The sequence below is a fragment of the Blautia hominis genome (assembly GCA_002270465.1).
GTDB lineage: Bacteria > Bacillota > Clostridia > Lachnospirales > Lachnospiraceae > Blautia > Blautia hominis.
Genome location: NQOF01000004.1, coordinates 240,317 through 263,457, shown reverse-complemented (window position 1 = coordinate 263,457; position 23,141 = coordinate 240,317). Strand labels below are relative to the sequence as shown.

The following is a 23,141-nucleotide window of genomic DNA, read 5'->3' as shown; positions in this document are numbered from 1 at the left end:
ATACATTCCCAGCCTATCATGATAACAACATCAAATTTCTGTCATACACTACTCTATCCGGCTCTACTCTACACGGCTCTACCTTGCACGGCTCCATTTTTCATAGTTCTATTTTTCATAGTTCTACTTGGCATAGTTCTACTTGGCATAGTTCTACTTTATGCGGCTCCTTTTTACACAGTTTTACTTTGCATAATTCTACTTTGCGTGGCTCCTCTTTACACAGTTCCACTCTGCACAGCTCTACCAAGCACGTCTCCACTTTGCACAGTTCCACTCTGCACAGCTCTACCAAGCACGTCTCCACTTTGCACAGTTCCACTCTGCACAGCTCTACCAAGCACGTCTCCACTTTGCACAGTTCCACTTCGCGCGGCCCCTCTCTACTCTGCAAGTATACCCCCACCGTCTCCAATAACCTTCCGCCCTCACACGCACGAAGTGCTTTTTTCTGCCGCCGCTGTCCCATCCGTCCGGGCAACGTGGTGTGTTGCAGTGCCGTATGCATTCCGAAGCTACACCGAGGGTATTTCGTCCGTCTGAGCCGTACAACCCCTTGTTCGTCTCAGGCGGACGAAATACCCTCGGTGTAGAATTCGGCTGCATACAAACGCAACACACCACGTTGCCCGGACGGATGGGACAGCGAGCGGCAGAAAAAACAAAAACCCTGAACCAGATTAGAGTGTGTTTGATAATTCATTCCAACACACTCTAGCCAGTTCAGGGCGAATAAACAAATATCCGTGTTACCACCTGATTTCAGAATCCTCATTCTGCACTCCACAAGTACGGGACACCAATCCTCATAGATCATAGCCATCCGATACTCCATCCCCATAACGGAGGATACCCGTCAAAACCTACTCGTCACCTTTCAGCCCGCAGCTCAAAGACCGGTTCAGCGCCCCTAAATAAAGCCTCACACCACCCGGCTTCTCTCTGGAACATTCGGACACGCTTACTATCTCTTCTCAACGCCTTTCTCATGATTCCGAATCTTATCACAAAATTTTAGCCATGTCAACGGTATCCGAGACTAAAGTGTGACACAGCGCTTATGAAAAGCAACTTTCAAACACTCTAATCCAATTTCAGTATCATCTGCAATATCCTTTTTGCACATCTCTCCATCTCTTCCCGGCTCACCAATCCCTTCTCCTTCGCCTCCATAATTCTATCAGGATAACCGCATCCCATCTTGATATCTCCGCCTGCCTTCACCTCTAAATAATGCTCCGCGTGATTCCACCAGTCCGTGGTCACCATCCCCTCAAATCCCCATTCATCCCTGAGGATCCCCTGAAGCAGTTCCGGGTTACAGGATGTGGGATATCCATTCATAAGATTGTATGATGTCATCACTGTCCATGGCTGGGCTTCCTTTACGGCGATCTCAAAGCCTTTCAGATAAATCTCTCTCAGTGCTCTCTCCGATACCCTGGAATCGCTGTCCTTTCTATTGGTTTCCTTATTATTACAACAAAAATGCTTCATGGACGCTCCCACATGCTGGGACTGGATTCCCCTGATCATAGCTGCCCCCATCCTTCCCGATACCAGGGGATCCTCAGAATAATATTCAAAGTTCCTTCCGCACAGAGGACTCCTGTGGATATTCATAGCAGGCGTAAGCCAGATCCCTATGTTATTCTCCTTTACTTCTGCCGCACCTGCCGCTCCCACTTCAAATACGAGTCCCGGATTCCAGGTGCAGGCCAGCAATGTGGCACAAGGCCATGCCGTGGTGTAAACGCCGCATTCCTCCCTGATCCTCAGGCCCGCAGGCCCATCTGCAGTCATAATATTGGGAATTCCAAATGCGGGCAGATTCCCCATTCCAAATGTATTTGCAACACCTGCATTAGCCTGTCCGCCCAGCAGTCCGGCCACTTCCCTGTCACTGAGCTGTGCCAGGAGCTGGTCCAAGCCTGCCTTTCCTTCCGCTGCGTCCTCCAAAGTGATCCTGTCTGCATCTGCCCACTCTTTTTTCTCCCCAAAGGCAATTCCCTGCACATCAGGCTCCACACCCTCCAGGGTTTCGATATCCTGGGGAACAAGCTGGTTCTTTTCATATCCGTTCTCGTACTGAGTCAGTTCCTCATAGGTTCCATCTGCCAGAAGACGCGTCCTCAGTGCTGTGGGGGCACATTTCCCGGTAAGCTGCTCTATCACTGCGTTCTCTTCTGCCCGGTATTCGTAATCCAATTTTACTGTATTTCTCACAGAATTACCGACCCTGAAACAGTAGGTTCCCGCCTCCAGTACATAAGCGGATGCCTGTATCTTGCCCAAATCATCATAGGAAGCCATATCCGTAATGGGCAGCTCCAGTCTAAGGACCTGGGACTGTCCGGCAGCCAGAAGGTCCGTCTTGCCAAAAGCGCCCAACACTTCCAGCGGTTTTCCCAAAAGACCCTGGGGAGCACGGTAATAAAGCTGCACCACCTCTTTCCCGGCCCTGTTTCCCATATTTGTGACTCTTACATCCACACGTATGATGCCGCTTACTTCCCCTGCCCTAATAGGCTCAATCTCGAATTCCGTGTAAGAAAGCCCGAACCCGAAAGGATAATTCACCTTACCCGCAGCATCCGGAATGGTTTCAAAATACCGATATCCCACATAAATATCTTCTGTATAATCCACATACTCCTCAGACTCGTTAAAACCGGCAGATGATGGGTAGTCATCAAAGGTCCGGGCAAAGGTATCTGTCAATTTTCCGGACGGATTCTCATCTCCGCACAAAAGGTCTGCAGCCGCCAGACCGCCTTCCATACCACCCTGCCAGGCCAACAGAACACCCGGAATCTCTTCTGAACTGCAGAACCAGGAGGTATCTACCATACCGCCCACATTCAGCACGACCACAACTTTGTCAAAGCTGGCTGTCACAGTCTCCACCATCTTCTGCTCTTCCTTTGTGAGATAAAAATCTCCGTCCCCCAAAACCCCTTTTCTGTCCCAGCCTTCGCCGGAAAATCTGCAGATAGATATCACAGCTGCATCTGCCCATGCCTTTGCCTTTTCCAGGAGTTCATCCGGAATCTCCGGTTCCGCAGTCATGCCCGGCAGTACGCCCCGGTCATACTGATTTTTTACATTTTCCCTGTAAAATTCACCCAGAGGTGCAAAGACCTGTACCTTCCCCTCTTTTTCCTTCATTTCCAAACCATCCTGCAGGCTGCGCACATAGGCTGTGGTCACATCTCCGCTGCCTCCGCCGCCTTTCACATAATCCACACACCCCTTACCGAACAGAGCCAACCTGGTGCCTCTCTCCAGCGGCAGTATGCCCCTTTCATTTTTCAGCAGCACCATTCCTTCTGCGGCTGCCCTCCTGGACAAATCTATATGCTCCTCACATCCTGTAACCCTTTGTCCGTTTCTGCCTAAAGGCAGGCATGGCTGATACAGCGCCCGCGCCCATCTCTTCATAATAAATATCCTCCTATTTTGCTTCCTGCCCCGCCCATCCGGACAGGACATCCACGTTACTTTTTTTCATCTTATCCCGCCTTCCCCCATACAGCAAGAGCTTATATTGACTTATATGTTCCTGATATTGACATTCTCTTCCCCTTACGATCCACCTCGGGATCTCGCCCATATTCTTCTGCCTCATGATCCCCATTTTCGTAACAGTTCAGACAAGCTGAACCGTTACGCATCCAGCCATTAAAAATCACTTCGCGATGTGCTGGATGCCTGCTGGCACTACTTCTTCATACAGTCGGCGCAGTAAATGTGCAGACCTGTCTGAACTGTTACCTATTTCCTTCTTTTTTCCAAAAAATCATAATATCATCCATTGAGATAATCCCTCTGTTTTTTATAATAACCTCAAACACAAAAAGACAGGAGATTCCTATATGAATATTTACGAAACCATGACAGATCCCAAATCTCTCCCTGTCCCCAAGGCAGACTGCAGGGCGCACTATGAGGGAAGCATCGACAAAGCAGGCGGAAATGCCGACTGGGACTGGGTCCTCTACCGGGATGCCAACAAAGAATGGGTCCTTTTTGAACACCTGGGCCCGGGATGTATCTATAATTTTGTCCAGCACCGCTATCCAAGCTGCGAGGAGCCTGTTTTTCGTTTTTACTTTGACGGGGAGGAAACGCCGCGCTTTACCATCCGCCACTCCCAATTCGGCGAAAAATACCCTTTCACAGAGCCGCTGGCCTCCCGCTATATAGGACCTTACGATAACGGCAGAGGTCCTATCCGAGTGGTACGCAGTTTTGTACCCATGCCATACAAGAAAAGCTGTAAGATCACCAGCAGCATCCGTCTGGAAGGCTGTGACAGGGAAAAAAATGAGGGCGGCTGGGGCCATGTCATCTATCATTCCTTTGAAAACCGGGACGGCATAGAAACCTTCTCCCCCGCAGAAAATCCTGCACTGCAGAAGCTGACGGCCCTATGGAAACAAACCGGAAGCTGCATACACCCCCTGCAGTCGCCAAAGCGCCACCGGCTTACAAATCTCACTATAAGACCAGGAGAAGAATTTCCTCTTTTCACCTGCAATGAAAATGCCTGTATAGCCGGCATCCGCTTTCTGACCGGACAGTATTTACCTATGCATCTTCACGCCCTATCCCTCCGTGCGTGTTGGGACGGACACAGCACTCCTGATCTTGATGCACCTTTTGGATGCCTCTTCTCCAATGAGCTGGGATATCACAGTGTACGATATCTGTTGTCCGGTATGAATACAGACGGGTACTATTATAATTTTTATCCCATGCCCTTCTCTGAAAGTGCCAGCCTGGTCCTAAAAAACAATGGAGATTCTGTTATTGAGATCCCCTTTGCCGAGATTCTCTGGACCAGCGAATGGAACCAATACTACCAGGAAAACGGATTTCTATATTTCAGAGGTGCTCCTTACTTCAAAAGAAAACATACCGAGGGCGCTGACAGTCTGCTTGCGCAGGTATCCGGATACGGTCATATCGTTTCCTCCACCATCACTGCATTCGGAGCCTCCCCTGAATCCAGAGCTGACTGCGAAGGTGATGTGCGCATCCATTTTGACGGACTGCGTACACCGCAGATCGAGAGTGACGGTTCTGAAAGCTATTCCTGCTATGGCTGGGGATTTGAAACACCCCAGGAATGCAATCCCGCAAGCGGTTATGACGGGCATGAGCACAAAGACTGGTCCATGCACCGCTCCCTTTTAGGGGACTGGTATCCCTTCTACTCCGGTTTCCGCTTCGGAATCGAATCGGGCGGATGCAATGATTTGTACATGGAACACTCCGGTATGGTCTTTTACTACGGAAGAGATGACATGAAACTGAAAAAAACAGGAGAAATACAATTTCAAGATCCCCACACGCTGGAACAATTCCACTATACATGTGAAGATGATCTTGTTCTCGTACCTCTCACCTCCTATTTTGAGGGGGATGATGACCATATACCTGTTACCCTTTACGGACACTACAGCAGAAAGCCACGTTCCTTTACTTTCCGGATCCCGCCAAACACAACGGCCGTCCTCCTCCGAAGAGTCAGTGACCAAAAATACGGCCGTCAAAAAGCTTCCGTATATGTAGATCAAACGTTAGTGGAAGAATATCCCTGGTATTTCTCGGACCACAATCCATATAAAAGATGGCTGGAGGATGAATTTGTCATTCCACTCAAATATCTAACGGGCAAGACAAGCATCACCGTAACCATCGAACCTCAGCCATGCGGCGGCCCCGAATCCCCCGATACCGTAACCTGGAACGAGTTTGGTTATCAGATTTACGTCCGCACCTGATTTTGTCCTTCCGGATCATGATAGCGGTCTATCTGTAAACAGGTTTCATACATCGGTCCCAATCAGCCCTTAAAAATCCAACACAGCAACCCAGTCATGCCCTGCATCCGGCGGTCTCAGAACAACCGGGCAGGGCGGCCAGATTTCTTTTTTCTTAAATACACCATCTGCAGGATCAAACCAGCTGCACTGTACCGGTCCATCCCCTATCTTCTCCAGATGGACTTTCATCTCCTGCCCATATGGTGTGTACAGAAACGCATATTTATCTCCTCTGGCTGCGGCAATATACTGTCCGCACCACTCCTCCTGTTCCACAAGCTCCGGTGCCGGGCGCAGTTCAAAAAACGGCCTGCACAGCCGCAGTTGTTCCATATACCGCATCTGTCCGGCCCCCTTCTCCTCAAGCCCTTCCCACCAGGTCTTCAAATGCCCGCTGTCCTTCTCCCTGCAGAAACACCATACCCCATGGTGGCCGTAAACACAGCCACAGGCCCCCTGAAGAAGATTCCAATACCCATTCTGCCTTACCTCACGTTCTCCCCAAAACACACCATACTCCGGCTGAAAACACGCCGGGTGTCCCTCATACCTGGGTTCCATATCAAGACAGGGCTTCTCTTCCTCCTCCTGCATCTTCACGATAAACTTCCAGCTCTCATATCCCTCCAGCCCATGACCCGACTGACAGCAGTTAAAATCAATATACGGCTTGCACTTCAAAAAATCCGTGGAACAAGATGCGCCGCTGGGGTGAAACGTCATCAAATGCCTCGTATCCCTGCTCCTGATCCCCGCTGCCATTGCATCCAGCACACTCTCCTGACCTTCATTTTCCACCGGCCTGTCACCGCCCAGGATCCAAATAACATTCCAATCCTCCCGATACCGTTCCCCAATCCAGGCACCATATTCATAAGCACTGTCCGAATCCAGAAAAATCTCAGGCCCGCATCCCCACTTTTTATTCCATTTATCCCCCCAGCAGGGCAGAATCCCCATAAAAAGTCCCAATTCCGCAGCCCTGTGAACAACCCAGTCCACATGCTCCCAATACGCCGCACACTCCTCCGCCCCGGAAAACGATTCCCCCTGCTTTCCCGGCAGACAAACCTTCCCCTCTTCCATCACTAACGGTCTGTGCCCATAAGCATTCCCCATATAGATCCCATCCAGCTCCGCCAACGCCGCAGCCTGAACCACATGAAATCCCTGCGCAGCCCTTCTCTCAAGATACTCAGCCGCCTCCTCCCTATCCAGCCTATGAAACAATTCCCAAGCCGTATCCCCCAAATAAAAAAACGGAGTCCCATCCTCCCACATAAGATAATGTTTCTCCTGATGCACCTTCAGCCCTTTCATCTTATCCCTCCATTCTAATCCATTCAACATTCCCAATCCATTCCCCCTCCGACTCATTACCCGCTGCTGTTCAAGCATACTTAATCTAATACTATTGTACAGCAACTCACTTCACGATGCCCAGATCTACCCTTTAGGATAGTTCCGCTTTTCAGTGTACTTCTTCCCTTCAGTATACTTCTTCCTTTGAGTGTACTTCCTCCCTTCAGCGTGCAAGATACAATGACTGGCATTTCACCATTGTTCAACACTGGATTTTACTAAACATCATGGAGCATCCTCTTGTGGAAAATACTTCCCGGCACAGGAGACTATAGGCCTTAAGTACCACCTCTCAGCCGCCTTCCTTCCGGTCACTGTCCACAACATCTCAAAAATATATTCCCCTGTACAGCAACACGTCCCACAAACTTTCCATGGTCATAATTCCCCAGCTTTCTCAACTCTACGTCTTCATATTCCAACGCCCCCGTCAACTCACTGTCGTCATAATCCAACACGAGCCACAACAATAACACACATTTCCGGCAGAGAAAACCAGGGATAAGCGGAGGTGCTGTGAGGGGCCGTGGGGTGTATATCTGTGGCAGCGAGGTTAAGTGGAGGGTTCTGTGAAATCCACCTCTTACGGAAACTTAGGCGCGAACCCACTGGTGAGCGTCTTAGTTGCAGTTAGAGGTTAGAGCATGTCTAAAAATTCATTCCGACAATCTGCACGCCCCACTTTGCGGGAGATTTGGCTCCAATTCGGTCAACGCAGCCCGCTGCGCCTCCCTCATCGGCCCCAAATCTCCCACAAACTGTGACGCACAGCTTGCCGAAAGCAATTTTCAGCCACGCTCTAGTTCACAGGTCCCGTAACGTCGAGCGGCCACAGATATACACCCCACGGCCCCTCACAGCACCTCCGCTTATCCCGTCCGCCCCATCTCTCATCTACCGAATATCATACACACTCCGGACTCGAATCTTCTCCACCTCCCCTTTTATCACCTTAATCCTCTTCTCACCGCCATTCATATCAAAATAATTATCCTCTAACACCAGATCCTCATTCTCATTCCTGATCTCCACACTTCCAGCATACGCCTCCGCCCGGACAACAATCTCATCCCCGCAAGCCTCCACCGTAAGTCGCGGATCCTCATACCGGAAAAACTTAGGCAGCGTCAGCAGCACTGTAGACCCTGACACCCACTTCTCCCCCTCAAAAAGCTCATAACTGATATACTCCTCCTCAATCTTCATTTCCGGGATCTCCACCTTATCCATCCACACACTGGAAAGCGCCGGAACCAAAAGCTCCTGCTCCACCTCCCGCAGGACCTCTCCAAAACGATCGCGCACAGCCCATACTACCCGGACCGCCTTCTCTGTCATGGTCTCATTAGAAACATTAAACGTGACACTTTTCTCCATCTGAAACGGCTGTGCATTTACATTTGTATTCTGTGTCATCATCCCTTCCTCCTGACAGGACAACAGCACCGGGGCAAAAAAACGTTTTGCAAAATAATGCAGAGCCTTCCATCTGCCATAGTAGTCAATGGATGACCAGGACGCCACAGGCCAGCAGTCATTAAGCTGCCAGTACACAGCTCCCATACATCTTCCCCTGTTTCTGCGGAAATGCTCCACCCCGTACTTGATCGCCTCCCCCTGCAGAAGCTGCGATGCATACAACAGCGTATCAAATTCCGAAGGATAGAGAAACGTCTGATACAGATACTTCATGATCTTTCCATTTGCCGCGTCATTCCTCTGATGCTTATCCATAACATAGGAAAAAATATTTCTATCCTCCGGCAGCGTAAATGCCTCCACTGTCTTCAGACAGGGAAAAGACTGGAATCCAAACTCACTTGCATACCGGAAATAATATTTGCGGTACTCGGAAAACGGCTTATCTCCATGCCACACCTCCCAGTAGTGGACATCTCCCCGGTCCGGATCATTGGGTGCGTCAAAGCTCCCGCCCGAAGACGGACTTGCAGGCCAGTAAAATGTCTGCGGGTCCTCCTCCCTAAGCACCTGGGGAATGATATACTCATACATCTTTATGTAGTCCGCCTTCTGTTTCGGTGTGTTTACCCACTGTCCCTCATCCACGAACATCTCCATCTCATTGTTTCCACACCAGAGTCCCAGGCTGGCATGATGACGGAGACGGCGCACATTGTCCCTGATCTCCGCTCTGATATTTTTATCAAATTCCTCTGTCAGTTCATAAACGGCACAGGCAAACATCAAATCCTGCCATACCACCAGTCCCAGTTCATCACAGATGTCATAAAAGTCATCATGGGGATAGAATCCGCCTCCCCATACACGGATACAGTTAAAATTAGCTGCCCGGCACTGCTCCAGCAGGCTTCTTGTCCTTTCCCCTGTGATGCGGCTGAAAATATTATCCTCGGGAATATAGTCTGCACCCATGGCAAATATCTGTACTCCGTTTACCTCATGGGCAAAGCTCTCACCATATGCATCCTTTTCCCTGTGCATGGTCATAGTCCTAAGCCCAATCCGCTTCTCCCAGCGGTCAATCTCCCTGCCGCCCTTCATGAGCTGTACACAGATTCCGTACAGATTCTGCTCTCCATATCCATTTGGCCACCACAGAAGAGGCTGTGGAATGACCAGACTCTCCGGTGAGTTCTCCGCTGTCCTTACATTCCCTTTTGGGTCCGTCACCGTAACCCTGTAGGAAAGCACTTCCGCATCTTTAGCGGAATCCTTTTCTTTCCCGGCCCGGGCAATCTTGGCACTGATGTGCAGCGTGACCTTATGAGTCTCATGCTCCTGTGTCACATACACGGATTCCAGTCTTCCTGTCTCCACGCCCTCCAGGAAAACATCCTTCCAGATACCTGCATCAGGAAGCCTTGGCCCCCAGTCCCAGCCAAACATACAATGCGCTTTCCTGATCTGGGGAAATCCGTCCATACAGTGCTCAGAGCCCATTGTCACACACTGGGCATACCGCTCCTTTATATATCCGGTCGGGCTGTGGAAGTAAATTTTTAATACATTCTCTTCCTGCCGCAGCACCTCCGTGACGGAAAATTCCCATACCCGGTGCATATTATCTGCCCTGCCAAGCAGGATCCCGTTCAGATAAATATCTGCAATCGTATCCAGCCCGGCAAAACAGAGCCTTATCTCGTCCGTATCAAAAAGTCCTTTATCCGGTACAAAATGCGTCTCGTATATAAAGTCATTCTCCATCAGCTTCAGCGCTTTGTCCTCATTATCCCGCCAGAACGGGTCTTCCATCCGTTTGCTGCAGAGAAGATCATGATAAACCGATCCCGGAACCTGTGCCGGGATCCGCTCCTCCTCCCCCCGGATCTGAAGCATCCATCCCTGTGTGATATACTGCCTTAACATATTTTTCCTCCAGTCTTGTTTTTTGTTTTCCGGCCTTTCTCTCGCTTTTTCCCCTGCACTACACCCTGTCCAAAATGCCCGGTGTATGGCACACAGCTTGCCAAAAGTAATTTTCAGACATACTCTGCGGGTTACACAGCCAATACCGGCAATACACTGCATACTCGCTATACTCTGCATACCTGCTATACTCTGCATATCTGCTATATTATACTCTGCATATCTGCTATACTCTACATACCTGCTACACTCTGCATACCCGCTATACTCTGCATACCTGCTATATCTGTTATATCTGCTATTACTCTATTATATTACACCGCTGCAGGAAAACCAGCTTTTTCTCCATCTGTATGCTGTAAGCATTCTCATGTCCGCAAAACGGATAAATTTCAATCTGCTTTTCCGCCCGGATCCTGTTATAGGTGGCAAAAAAGCATTTTGCAGGACAGGTATTATCTTTCAAAGACACAGAGCACAAGACAGGACAGGTAATACGGTCCGCCAGATTCATGGTATCAAAATAACTCAGCGTATCAAAAGCCGTGTCTGTATGTTGGGGAAATCTGCGAAGATATGCAGCAACGGCGCCAAAGCTGCCGTATTCCCCCTCCACCCTTGTCCTCAGGTCACTGTTTCCCGGCACATCCGCCAGGGCAGCAGCGGGACGTCCGTCCAGTGCGGCGGCAGCCATGACCAGTGCCCCGCCCTGGCTGATTCCGTGGAGTATGATTTTCTCCCGGTCCGTCTCCTCCATAGCACAGGCTGCGTCAATCGCCCTGATACTGTCCAGATAAACATGCCGGTAATAATACTCATGGGGATTTAATATCCCCCTGCACGCAAGCCCGTCAAAGTACGCTTCCCGGTACCCGGCATGATCTGCTGTTATACCTCCCTGTCCGCGGCAGTCCACAGCCAGGACTGCCATCCCCAGCGCGGTCCAGTAAAGATGGTCCGAGGGCAGACCTCTGCTCCCGGAAAATCCGTGGTACTGCACCACACAGGGCACCCTGTCCCTTCCGGCTGTCTGCGGAGCCAGATACCAGCCGTGGATCCTGGTATTTTCCATTCCCTGATAGCTGATCTCATACACTTTGACATACTTGGACGGATAATCCTCCACCCTTTCTGCCCTCAGACCAAGGGGAAGATTCCGGCTTTCTTCCAATTCCCTTTCCCAGAACAGATCAAAATCCTGTTTCCGGGTCAGCAAAGGCAGATAGCTTTCCAGTTCTCTTTTCCTGTCTTCCCTATATCCCATCCCTGTCCTCCTGTATCCCTTATGAAAATACAAAGATATTTTTCAGATTCCTTCCCTCTTTAGCTGCGGTAAATGCTTCCTCATACTCCTCTATGGAATAGGTGGCTGAAACAATCTTATCAATATTCAGGACGCCCGCCTGCACCAGCTTCATACATTTTCTGTACTGGGTCAGACTGGCACGGCAGCTTCCCGTGAGGACAAGCTGCTTGTAGTGCACCTGGTTTGTGTTTATGGTAACCTGGCTTCTGTCAGCCGGGAGACCGCCGAAGAAATTCACCCTGCCGTTCACTGCCAGCAGTTCCAGAGCCTGGGCCTGTGCCTGCGGGGATGGACACGCGGTGATGCAGACGGAAACACCTTGTCCCTGTGTCTGCTCCATGACAAATCCTTTCAGTTCCCCGCCCGCATAGGTAATGAAAAACGGATCAAATTCTTTGCAGATAGACACACGGTTCTCGTTCAGGTCTGTGATGATAACTTTTGCCGCACCTGCCATTTTCGCCAGCATCCCATGCATAATACCGATTGGACCCGCTCCAATGATAAGCACCGTATCACAGGGTTTGATCCCCACCTGCTCAAAACCATTGTACACACAGGATAAAGGCTCCAGCACTGCTGCCTTCTCAAAGGTCATGTCCTCGTCAATATCTATTTTCACCACATTACCCTGGCGCACTGCCGCCTCCGGGATGACCACATATTCCGCAAATCCCCCGTCCATATTAATGCCGAAGGCACGGTACTCCCGACACAGATGGGTATTTCCCGATACACAGGCATCACAGGTGCCGCATCCCATATTCGGCGCAATGGCCACAGTCATTCCCGGTTTATAACCTGTCACGGATCTTCCTGTCTGTTCGATGATCCCGGATATCTCATGCCCATAGATACGGGGTGTTTCCCTGGTTACCCCCTGGTATCCGTTCTGTATCATCCGCAGATCACTTCCGCAGACAGCCGCTGCCTTCACTTTCAGCAGGATTTCCCCGTCCTTTATTTCCGGTCTGGCCACATCGGTCAGCGCATAGTCGTTTTTTCCGTAAAACTGTATTGCTTTCATCTTAATCCCTCTCATTTCTAAATAGTTTCAAGCGCATTCCAGGCCCGGATCTCCAGATTTTCCGTATGGGAAACTGCAACTCTTTTCACTTCCCCCGGATTCAGCCAGAACATGCTGCTCCCGGTCACAAACTCCATATCTTTCTTGGGACATTCCACCGTAACTCCCACTGCCGGCATATTTCCGGTGTTGGAGATCACAGCATATCCCGGCTCTGTATGGCAGGTAATGACCGTCCTTGGGAGTGTCAGAAGACACCCCTGTTTCTTCTGATAATTAAGCCAGTAGAAGGTGTCATCCACCTTTTCCCCCTCCGCATATACCTCTGTAGTCAGTAAAACCGGACCGTCCCCGGCCTCTGATGCATTTACAGGCAAATGTCCAAGCCAGGTCACATTGGCGCTGTCCCTGCCGCTGTATACGGCCTCCCTGAAAACCTTCAGGTTTTCATTATAGGCTCTCACTTTTACACTCCATGTTTTTCCTTCCAGACTCCCTGCATCGTCCAGCAGGTAAACCGGGAGCCTTACATCTTCCTCCACCCGCATGGAGGAAAACAAAATGCAGGCGTGAAGCGGCTGATAGCTGTCCTTAATGGCATAATAAGATAACTTAGGCACACCGTAATAGTCGATGGTGGACCAGGAGCAGGCCGGGTACACATCTGTCAGTTTGTAATAGCAGATACCCGTGGATTCGGGCCACCTGCATCGGTAAGCTTCCAGTGTGTGGCGGACAGCCGTGGCCTGAGCCATCTGTGTCCCCCAGATAAAACTCTCCATCGTATCCCCTGCACAGAACTCAGGGACACGTTTTCCAAGATGTGCCATATCGTCAGGTTCAAGCTGATTGAACCGGGGTGTGTGATGCCCGAAGGAGCCAAAACGGCTGGGCGGCCACTGTTCTGCCTCCTCTGCCGGAACGTATCTCAGCACGCTCCTGTGATTGGGTGCAGAGGCCATGCCAAATTCCCCCATAAAATGTGATCTCAGATTAAGACTCACATCAATATCCTGCATATCCCAGTACGTGGAGTAGTTGTGCAGTGCGCCGCCCCAGGGTGAGGTCCTGTGAAATCCTCTGCTTCCGTCAAGTTCAAACGCATAGCGCGCCATCATATCCATAGCCTCCCCGTCAGCCCTGGCCGATTCATTTCCGCCGCACCACATGATCAGGGACGGATGGTTGCGCAGGCGGGGCATATGTACCAATACCGTCTCCTCCAGCTCCCCAAAGGGCTGGTCTTTCTGGCTGTCCCAGCAGGTGGGCCATTCCTGCATTACCATGATCCCCAGCTCATCACATAAATCATAGAATATATCAGACTCCGGCATACCGCCGCCCCATGCCCTGAGAAGCTGTATATTCTGGTCCTTGGCAAGGCTTAAAAATCTGTGATACAGATTCCTGTCAAACCGCAGAAGCACATCCAGGGTGCACCAGTTGGTTCCCTTTATAAATGTGGGACGGCCGTTAACGATAAATGTCCAGTTATGCTTATCCTCATAAGGGCCTCCCGGAAGCGGCCCCATCTCTATGGTCCGCATACCAAATGTGGTGTCAAAATACTGCGCATCCCCTTGTTCTGTTTTCACAGACAGACGAAGTGTGTAGAGATTCTGTTCCCCCATATTGACCGGCCACCAGAGCTTTGGCTCCTCTATCCGGGTCCGCAGATGGACAACCTGTTCCTCCCGCGTAAGTTCTGCCTCATAAGAAAAGCTCCCGCCTTTTCCGTCATGGTTTTTGCCCTCCACCACACCGGATATCATAGTTTTTCCACATTTTCCATGGATTTTCAAGCAGATATCCACAATCCCCTCATGGGTATCCCCACAGGACACCAGAGGTTTTTCACTGTAACAGGCAGGTTCCTTTTCCTCCAGTCCTGCCGGTGCCCAGATGCCCCTGCTTGGAAGGCAGGCATAGTGCCACCCATACACGCAGTTGATGACAACACCGTCATGCCATCCCTCGTCATTGTCCATATATTCGGACATGGGCTGGGGACGGGCCGGAGAATTTTCTATCTTCACGATCAATGTGTTTTTCCTCTGCAAATACGGAGCAGCGTCAAACACCGGACGGCCAAACATCCCCTTGTGTTCCCCCAGATAATGACCGTTCAACCACACCTTTCCATAATGGCAGATGCCCTCAAAAAACAACCGGTCTGCCTTGCAGCCGTCCTCCCACAAAAATTCCTTTTTCAGCCACCATGTCTTGTAGCTGTACTCCCTGGCGGTCTTATCGTTCAAGCCAACCGTTGGGTCCGGAATGATGCCGGCCTCATAAAGGGCGGTATGTACACTGCAGGGAACATTTGCCGGTATACTGTCTTCCCAAGGCACAGACAGATCCAGTCTTTCGGCTTCCGTCCCATCCCAGACCATCTGCCAGATGCCGTTTAGAGAAACACGGCTTCTGCTGTCACTTATGATCATTTTCCCGTCTGTATCCAGTTTTACCATAACAGCAGGCGTTTCCAGCATGGAAGGTTTCGGTGCCCATGCTTCTCTCTCCAGCTCGTCCAGGGATTTTCTGATTCCCAGCCTCTGTGTCATAAAATTTCCTCCTCTCAGCTCTCTGCTGCCAGCCGTTCTCTGAGCTCCTCCACAATTTTCACACCGGCGCTGGTGCCGATCCGCTCTGCTCCCGCTTCGATCATAGCAAGGGCAGTGTCCAGGTCCCGGATTCCCCCTGCTGCTTTTACCTTGATTTCATCTCCAACCAGGGATTTCATTAAACGCACATCCTCCGCTGTAGCCCCACCTGTTCCGAATCCGGTAGAAGTCTTGATAAAATCCGGTTTTACCTCCAGGGCGATCCCGCACAGGATCTCTTTCTCCTCCCGGGTCAGGTAACAGTTCTCAAAGATAACTTTGGAAATCACTCCCGCTTTCCGGCAGATCTCCACAATACTTTTCATTTCTCTGCGGATATGATCCAGATTTCTGTTTTTCAGCTCCACGATATTTACCACATAGTCAATCTCGTCCGCGCCTTCACGGATCGCTGTCTCTGTCTCAAATACCTTTGTCTCGATGGTGGTCTGCCCCAAAGGAAAGCTTATGGCTGCCCCCACATGCACATCACTGCCGCCCAGGAATTCCCTGCATTTTTTTACCGGCGCTGAATTGATGGCTACCATCTTAAAATCATAGGCTGCGCTCTCCTCACAAAACGCCCGGAAATCCTCATCGCTCACATAGGCTTTCAGCAGTGTCTGGTCGATCATTTTCGCAATTTTCTGTGGTGTAAGATTACTGTTCATGTTATTCTCCTCTTCTTATCTCTCCCCCGAAAGTACCCAGGGTTTCCAATAAATTTACATAATTTTTTTTCTTTTTCCGGTAAATCTCATATCTGTCTTTGTCCGGAAGAACCGTTTCCTCTCCCAGGGACGGTTTCATGGCAGCTTTCAGGTCATCAATGATTCCCACGCCGTAAGCTGCCAGCATGGCGCTGGCATATACCGCCGTATCTGCCTCTCTCAGAGGCCGGTAAGGAACTCCGAGGGCATCTGCTTTTATCTGACAGAAGATCCTGCTCCTGGCGCCTCCCCCCGCACCGTAAATATATTTGGGGGATATCCCGGGATTCTGCCTCTTCAATATGGAAAAATAGTATGCATATTCACAAGCAATACTCTCCATAATGCTGCGGTACATATGGGCTGCGGTATGCTGAAAGGAAAGCCCCCAGTAAGCCCCTCTCACACGGGGATCATTGGGACAGGTGCGGCCTGAAAAATGTGGTACAAAGTACAATCCCCCGCAGCCTGCCTCCAGTTTTTCTGCCTGTTCATTCCAATACGCATAGTCCTTTCCGTTCTGTTCCAGAAACCATTTCAGACACAGCCCGCCGCCCCCGATATAGGCCAGGGGTGCGTAAAGCCCGTCGATCACAGAACGGGAAAACAATAGGGTCTCAGACTCCAGATCCGGTGTAAAACGGTCTGTACTGCAGGAGAAAATAGAAGCTGTCCCTGCCACATCATAGATCATATCTTTCTCAACAATTCCCGCTCCCAATGCGGAGGCAGCCGAATCTCCGCACCCGGCAGCCACTTTGGTCTCCGGGGTCAGACCGCAGGCCTTTGCCGCCTGCTCTGTCAGCCTGCCCACGATCTTCCACGGGCTTACGATTTCAGGCATCCTCTCTTTCCCGATGCCGAATTCAGAGAGCAGCCCCTGGTCCCATTGTTTCCTCCGGTTGTCCGCAAATCCGGAAAAATGCAGGTGGGTATAGTCGATCCAGGCGTCCTCGGCCTTCAGGCCGCATAATTTACCTGCCACATACACCCCTGGCAGAACGAATTTGGCAATTTTCTCATATTCCGCCTGTCTCTCCGCCTTCCTCCAGAGGATTTTTGGACCATGTGCATAGGTGATCTGGCCTCCTGTGCGGCGGACTACCTCATCTCCCGCCTTATCTTTCATTTTATTGATATGGGGTTCACACCGGGTATCCAGCCAGGAATCATAGGGACCCACTGCCTCAAAATACGAATCCACAGCCATGATGCCGGCCATCTGCCCATCAATCCCAATGGCTGCCACCTGTTCCGGCGGAACGTTGGCTTTTTTCATCAGTCCGCTCACAGTCCTTAAAACAGAACCGTAAATGTCGCCGGCATTCTGGCACACCTCTCCCGGTCCCCCGTAAATGAGACGAGATCTTTCAAATGTCTCGGACACTTTCCTTCCATCCAGAGAAAAAAGAGCGGCCTTAGTTCCCTGGGTTCCGATATCTATTCCGGCTGCATACTGTAATTTCATATGTCATCCTCTTTCTGCATCCGGAAATGTTTCCTCACACAACAGCTCCGGAGTCACCGTGACTCCCAGTTCCTTCAGCATATACTCATCACTCCAGCGGTCGTTTTTTGTCCTCCAGGAACAGGAGGCAAACCAAGAATAATCCTTGTCACAGTTGTGAAGCTGTCCAAAGGTGTGGTAACGGTTGCCAAATGCTGTGATCTCCAGCAGATGCTCCCCTTTCTCCGGATGGCCCAAATCCACCTCATAGGGGGCAAACGCAATACTGCCCACACGTTCATGATCCATTGCAACACCAAGAAGAGGACCGCTGAAATACTGGGCTCTCAGCCGTATATGGCCGCCCGGTGCCCAAAATCTGCATCGGTAAGTGAGATTGCCCCCGTAAAAAGGCATTCCCTGCCGCGTCAGATCCCCAAAGACAATTTTTTCCCAAGCGGCAGTTATCCGTTTTTCTTTACCATACACCTCCACCCCGAAATCTCCCAGAAGATAACAGTTTTCCACATTTGCTTTTTCACCGTATGGAATTTTAAGCTCTATGGTGTTGTTTCCCCTGTGAAGCGGAGGAATCCTGACCACCTCAATGGCTTCATCCACAAACCAGCCGGAGGCTTTTTCTTCCACCAGACTGCCATTCACATATATTTCGGTCACATCCCGGCTTTCCAGTGCCAGGCTGGCAGATGTGTCAATGCCGGAAACAATGTCAAACCGAAGAGAGAGTACATTCGGAAATCCCTTTTCCTCTTTTATGGTCCAGGGCTGTGCTCCTGCCTCCTCTTTGGGCGGATAACCAAAACGTCTGCGGCAGATATTGTCCAGCTTCAGGATATCCTCCTCCGGCTGCCATGGTTCCCGGTCAATCCTGTATGCTGCTTTGTCAAGAAGCAACACATTGGGTTCCTCGCGGATGACCTCCAAAGGCTGCGAAAGCCGGATCCTGCAGGCTGGTTCTTTTTTATCTGCTATCGTTTCCCTGCCGTACCGGGACTGTACAGCCGGGATCAGCCTCATAAGCAGGCTGTCATGGACTCTCAGCCCCCACACAACCCTGGTCTGGCCATCCCTGTGTGTATATTCCGGCTTTTTGGTATCTCCTGTCAGGGCATCGTAAACCGTCAGGTCATATTCTCCCTGTATCCGCAGATGTATATTCTCCACATAAGGGTAGTCCTCACAGTCCACCATACTCCAGAACGTGTCCCGCACCTTCTCATATCCGTGTGCCAGAAACAACCATTTCCCGTCCTCATCCTGTCTCATCTGATAGACCAGGTTGTCAGCCCTTCCGCCGCTGTCCAGAAGTACATCTACGTCACGCCAAGGTTCCAGGCATTTCAGGAGTGCCCCCTTCTCGAAAGTGAGGATCTCACACTTTTGGGCAAGTTCCCTAATTTTTTCCGAGAATACCCCATCTATGCAGACAGGAAGCTGTCCCAGGATCACCACTTTTCCTTTGTTTCCGGCAAAATCCAGAAGACGGTCCACGGTAGTTTCCCTAAGGGTGATGCATCCCGGAACAAGAACTACGGGATAACGCATCTCACCCATGCAGAATCCCTGCTCATCAAAGGCAGGCTTTGTCTCCTCAGCAAGCAGGGATTCGCTGATATAGTCAAAGTCCATCTGCCCGAAGGTAAGCCAATCACACAGATCTCTATACTGGTTTTCCAAAGCCTCCTGTCTCTCATATGTCTGATCATACGGTCCGAACGCCATCCAGAAAGATTCCACGGGATGTATGACACCGATCTTTACCTGAGGTCTCCCACTTGTCAAAGCAGCATTGACCCGGCCAAAATAATTTTCAATGAGGGGATATTCTTTATACCATGGTGACTGATAGTTGATAGAAGCGGGGTAATCCCTTTTCGCTTCCCCCTCCATGGAGAGCCAGCTCACATGATGGACTCTTACCGCAATACCCAGGGCAGCCTGCCAATCCCCTGACATCTTATGTCCTCTGAAATCAAAATCCCAGTTCGTCACGCCGTATGTCTCACTTAGCGCGCCAAAACGCCCGAACTGCCTTGCCGTGCTCTGTGCCATTTTTGCAGTGGGATAGTCCCTCTGATCCGACAGCACATCATGCCCCGGCAGATGGAAATGCCGCAGGGACCTCATGGTCTCCCCTGTGAATACAGTCTGGGAGCGGAGCGTCTCCTCCCCCTTCATATGTCCTGTCAGCGCAAGGCCGCGGTGTTCACACCAATTCCCGATATTTGCCGCGTACGCCTCCACAAAGCGGTCTGTCAGATGATTGATATACCGGTATCTGACTGTAGCCGCAGCATTTTTTCCTCTTTCCCAGATTACCTCGGGCAGGTGTTCAAGAAGGGAATCTTTATATATCCTTCGGAAGCTCTCATCCAGATCATCCGTAAAAGGCAGACGGACGGATTTCTCTTCCTCCGCAAAATTCAGGTTCTCCATCTCCGCGAACTGCGGTTCGTCTGTAAATATGGCAGGGATACTCTTACCGAAATCATCCCCGACTTTCTCAAAATACCGCTCATGGGTGATCGCAATGAACCGGTCCAGAGCGTTTTTATCCAGGGTATTCACATACGTTTGGTTGTTCCACCAGGATGTTTTCTCATCCACGGACAGATAAGCGTACCAGATCTTTTCCCCGTCCCCGCATGGAACGCTGCTGTCACTGTGTTCTATGATCTCATACTCTTCCAGATATCCCCGGACCAGATGCACCTTGTATGCCATGAGAAAATATCCCTTTGGCTCCTCCCCCTGCCCGCATTTCTCCAGAAAAGTTTTACAGTCCTCCTCATATCCATTCTGTCTGACAGGGGTGAACAGAAGATACCTCTCCCTGTACTGTATATCCTTGGTCACATACCCGCCTCCGAATCCTGACGCGTACCTGTCCTCATCATAGAGCCAGCAGAGCATATCCTTCTGCTTTGCCGTCTCATTGCAGTCTGCCACCATCTCCATGAACTCATCACTTAAGTATTCCGTATTCATACCGGTACGGCAGTGCATGTGAAATCCGCCCATCCCCATTTCCTTGAAATACCCGATCTGTTTCCTCAAATCTTCCTTTTTCAGGGTACAATTCCATGCCCAGAAAGGCGTTCCCCTGAACCGGGCTGGCGGATCTTTGAAATCTTCCTCCCTCATCTTCTCCGGTCTGTGGTCTAAGTACACGTTTACACCTCCTGCTGCAGAATCTGCACATCCATATTCAGAAGATTGGCTGTCAGTTTCAGGGCCTCCACACAGTCACCATATACACCATGGATGTGATTACACGGGAACTTTTCCAGGAACTGATCCGCACTCACCTGTAGCCTTGTAAATGCCACCGGCCAGGCAGGTGTTGTCGTATTACCCATGGCAGTCATTTTTTCCTTCTCAAATTCCACAATCTCTGCCGGAACGATGGTCATCACATACTTTCCGTTCTTTCTGGCAAGTCTGGCAAGTGTCACCCTGCCCCCGCGGGCAAAATGATGTACGCTGGCACCGCCGGCCGGATAGTAATGGGTCTCCGGGCAGAAGGTCACATGCTTCAGGTTTTCTGCGGGGTCCATGGAGGCCCCTGCAAAGTATGTGGCATGGGTGCCGGAGTTGGAGAAAAACCAGACATCATTTTCCTTGTCATAGTGGCGCACATCCGCGAAGAGGACCGGTTTTCCGGTGAGCAGCTTGAACAACTGCATGGTCAGGGCACCGTCCATATCGGATTCTGTTGCAGCTACGATCGGCTCCTTGGGTCCGTCAAAATCATAGGGATCATTGAGAAATGCCTCCGCGATATCCATGGTAACATAGCGGTCTGTCAGGTCCCCGTGTGCTTTGATCCCCACAAAGTCCAGACTTTTATCCGCAATGATCTTTCGCAGGCCGTAATAGGAACGGATCTGGAGTTTCAGCTTTTCCGGAGTCAGGCCAATGCCGTCATACTGGATGCTGCCCACATTTGCTTCCAACCATGTAAATGCATGCTCCACCTTTTCCTCCGCCACGGTCTCCCCTGCGCGGATGATGTCATCCTGCTCCACATTTTCCACGTCAATCCCAAACTCTTTCTGCCACTGTTCCAGGTTGGCCACAGCGGTATACATACCCAGGGGACGGCCTCCGAAGTTTCCAAAAGTCATTCCCTTCAACCTCTTCACCGCAGCCGCAGCCCTCAGGAAATCCACCATCTTATTAAGGACCTCCGGCTCTTTGACCGAACCCCACAGTTTCTGGAATTTTACATTTAACTGCTCCAGGGTTCCTGCTGCCGCCATCATGCCCACCATACCGCATTCGGAGGGATGGAGGTTGCAGAACAGCAGATACGGGCCGGGAGCAAAATTCTGTGCCACTGCGGTAAACTGGGGATAACACCATATTGTGTAATTGAGGATCGTGGCCTCCACACCTGCTTTCTGCAGCTTCATGGCTTCCCTTTTTGCCTCCTCATTACTGTGCAGGGGCATATCCCCCGCTGTCACCTGGAAAAGACCTGTAGACTCCAGCGCCTCCTTGATTTCCTGCTGATAATCCATATTTAACTGTATGTAATCCTGATGCAGATACTCTCTGCCGTCTGACATGGTCAAAAGACCTACTTTAATTTTTTCCATTCTGATATCCTCCTACTTCAGTTTTTCTCTGATAAACTTCAGTGCCTCTTCTGCCATGCTATCCATCCGCATGTCCGAAGCATTTCCACTCTGGTCCCTATATATCTTAATATCCTTTCCTACCTGTCCCCCGGGACGTACGAAAGGTTCCATCACGATCCTGCCCTGATAATTGATATCCTTTAATCCGCGGACAATCTCATCCCAGTCCATATGTCCTCTGCCGGGAACCTTCCGGTTACACTCCCCTATATGGAAATGCCCCAAAAGCTCCCCTGCTGTCTCTATTGCTTCATGGAAGGAATCCTCCTCTATATTCATATGGAAACTGTCAAGGAGCAGCTTAATTTTCGGACTGTCCAGCTCACGGGCAAAATCCACGCCCTCTTTAGCTGTGTTCAAAAGATATTGTTCATAACGGTTCACAATCTCCAGGCAGTAGTTGATATCGTATTCCTCTGCCATACGGGACAGCTCTCTCAGGGAATCAAGACTTCTCTCTCTTGCCTTCATCTTATAATCATATGTGACCGTTCCCCCGGGCCAGCAGGAGTATAGGATCCCACCCAGGGTGTCCCCTCCCATCTGCTTAATACAGCTCAGTAATTGTCCCACATAACGGATTCCGGATTTTCTGACAGCGGCATCTTCACTTGCCAGATCATACCGGGGCGGAAGACCGATACAATAAGTCAGGTCAATTCCCACGTCCCTTGCCCTGTCCGCGATTTTTTCCCTCTGTGCGGACGACATATCCGGCAGGCATCCGGCTGCCAATTCCAGCACGTCAAAGCCTAAATGTTTTGCTTTTTCAATATACCTGCAGTAATCTGCCTCCCATTCTTTTTCCCAAAAGGCAAAATAAATCCCAATCCTGTTCATTCA

The 23,141-nt window shown here is 50.5% G+C and carries 13 protein-coding genes, 2 pseudogenes and 1 other annotated feature; of the genes and pseudogenes, 2 read left to right on the top strand and 13 right to left on the bottom strand.

The window, feature by feature from the left end:
• Positions 1-115: 115 nt before the first annotated feature.
• Positions 116-469, bottom strand: coding sequence for a Cys-every-fifth RiPP peptide CefA (locus tag CI595_RS27365; RefSeq protein ID WP_408608202.1), 354 nt, complete (start codon positions 467-469; stop codon positions 116-118).
• A 252-nt stretch (positions 470-721) separates the two neighbouring features.
• Positions 722-987: a binding site (T-box leader), on the bottom strand.
• 96 nt (positions 988-1,083) lie between these two features.
• Positions 1,084-3,441, bottom strand: coding sequence for a glycoside hydrolase family 3 protein (locus CI595_RS15395; protein WP_095174520.1), 2,358 nt, complete (start codon positions 3,439-3,441; stop codon positions 1,084-1,086).
• Between the two features lie 434 nt (positions 3,442-3,875).
• Here CI595_RS15395 and CI595_RS15390 point away from each other — a divergent pair, with 434 nt between their 5' ends.
• Positions 3,876-5,789, top strand: a complete 1,914-nt coding sequence (locus CI595_RS15390) for a DUF2961 domain-containing protein (RefSeq protein WP_095174519.1) — start codon at positions 3,876-3,878, stop codon at positions 5,787-5,789.
• A 69-nt stretch (positions 5,790-5,858) separates the two neighbouring features.
• On the opposite strand, the gene CI595_RS15385 is transcribed toward CI595_RS15390, so the two are convergent.
• Positions 5,859-7,181, bottom strand: a complete 1,323-nt coding sequence (locus CI595_RS15385) for a glycoside hydrolase family 140 protein (protein ID WP_162291889.1) — start codon at positions 7,179-7,181, stop codon at positions 5,859-5,861.
• Positions 7,182-7,817: 636 nt separating this feature from the next.
• Between CI595_RS15385 and CI595_RS27180 the strand changes: the two are divergent.
• Positions 7,818-7,940: pseudogene (locus CI595_RS27180) on the top strand (DUF6783 domain-containing protein); the annotation flags it as partial.
• Here the strand turns inward: CI595_RS27180 and CI595_RS27175 are convergent.
• The 10 genes and pseudogenes from CI595_RS27175 to CI595_RS15335 form a co-directional block, all read right to left on the bottom strand.
• A pseudogene (locus CI595_RS27175) lies at positions 7,905-7,979 on the bottom strand (DUF6783 domain-containing protein); the annotation flags it as partial. The pseudogenes CI595_RS27180 and CI595_RS27175 overlap by 36 nt on opposite strands.
• 108 nt (positions 7,980-8,087) lie before the next feature.
• Positions 8,088-10,541 (bottom strand): beta-mannosidase, encoded by a 2,454-nt coding sequence (locus CI595_RS15375; protein WP_095174737.1) that lies wholly within the window; start codon positions 10,539-10,541, stop codon positions 8,088-8,090.
• A 301-nt stretch (positions 10,542-10,842) separates the two neighbouring features.
• Positions 10,843-11,805 (bottom strand): acetylxylan esterase, encoded by a 963-nt coding sequence (locus tag CI595_RS15370; protein WP_095174516.1) that lies wholly within the window; start codon positions 11,803-11,805, stop codon positions 10,843-10,845.
• 19 nt (positions 11,806-11,824) lie between these two features.
• Positions 11,825-12,874, bottom strand: a complete 1,050-nt coding sequence (locus tag CI595_RS15365; protein ID WP_095174515.1) for an alcohol dehydrogenase catalytic domain-containing protein — start codon at positions 12,872-12,874, stop codon at positions 11,825-11,827.
• A 17-nt stretch (positions 12,875-12,891) separates the two neighbouring features.
• Positions 12,892-15,438: a glycoside hydrolase family 2 protein gene (locus CI595_RS15360; RefSeq protein WP_095174514.1), complete on the bottom strand. Its 2,547-nt coding sequence runs from the start codon at positions 15,436-15,438 to the stop codon at positions 12,892-12,894.
• Positions 15,439-15,452: 14 nt separating this feature from the next.
• Entirely contained in the window at positions 15,453-16,148 is a 696-nt protein-coding gene (deoC, locus tag CI595_RS15355) for a deoxyribose-phosphate aldolase (RefSeq protein WP_095174513.1), read from the bottom strand.
• Between the two features lies 1 nt (position 16,149).
• On the bottom strand, positions 16,150-17,655 hold the full coding sequence (locus tag CI595_RS15350; RefSeq protein ID WP_095174512.1) for a xylulokinase: 1,506 nt from the start codon (positions 17,653-17,655) through the stop codon (positions 16,150-16,152).
• A 3-nt stretch (positions 17,656-17,658) separates the two neighbouring features.
• Positions 17,659-20,826: a hypothetical protein gene (locus CI595_RS15345; RefSeq protein ID WP_095174511.1), complete on the bottom strand. Its 3,168-nt coding sequence runs from the start codon at positions 20,824-20,826 to the stop codon at positions 17,659-17,661.
• Between the two features lie 2 nt (positions 20,827-20,828).
• Positions 20,829-22,256: an L-fucose/L-arabinose isomerase family protein gene (locus CI595_RS15340; protein ID WP_095174510.1), complete on the bottom strand. Its 1,428-nt coding sequence runs from the start codon at positions 22,254-22,256 to the stop codon at positions 20,829-20,831.
• Positions 22,257-22,268: 12 nt separating this feature from the next.
• Entirely contained in the window at positions 22,269-23,138 is an 870-nt protein-coding gene (locus CI595_RS15335) for a D-psicose 3-epimerase (protein ID WP_095174509.1), read from the bottom strand.
• Between the last annotated feature and the right edge of the window lie 3 nt (positions 23,139-23,141).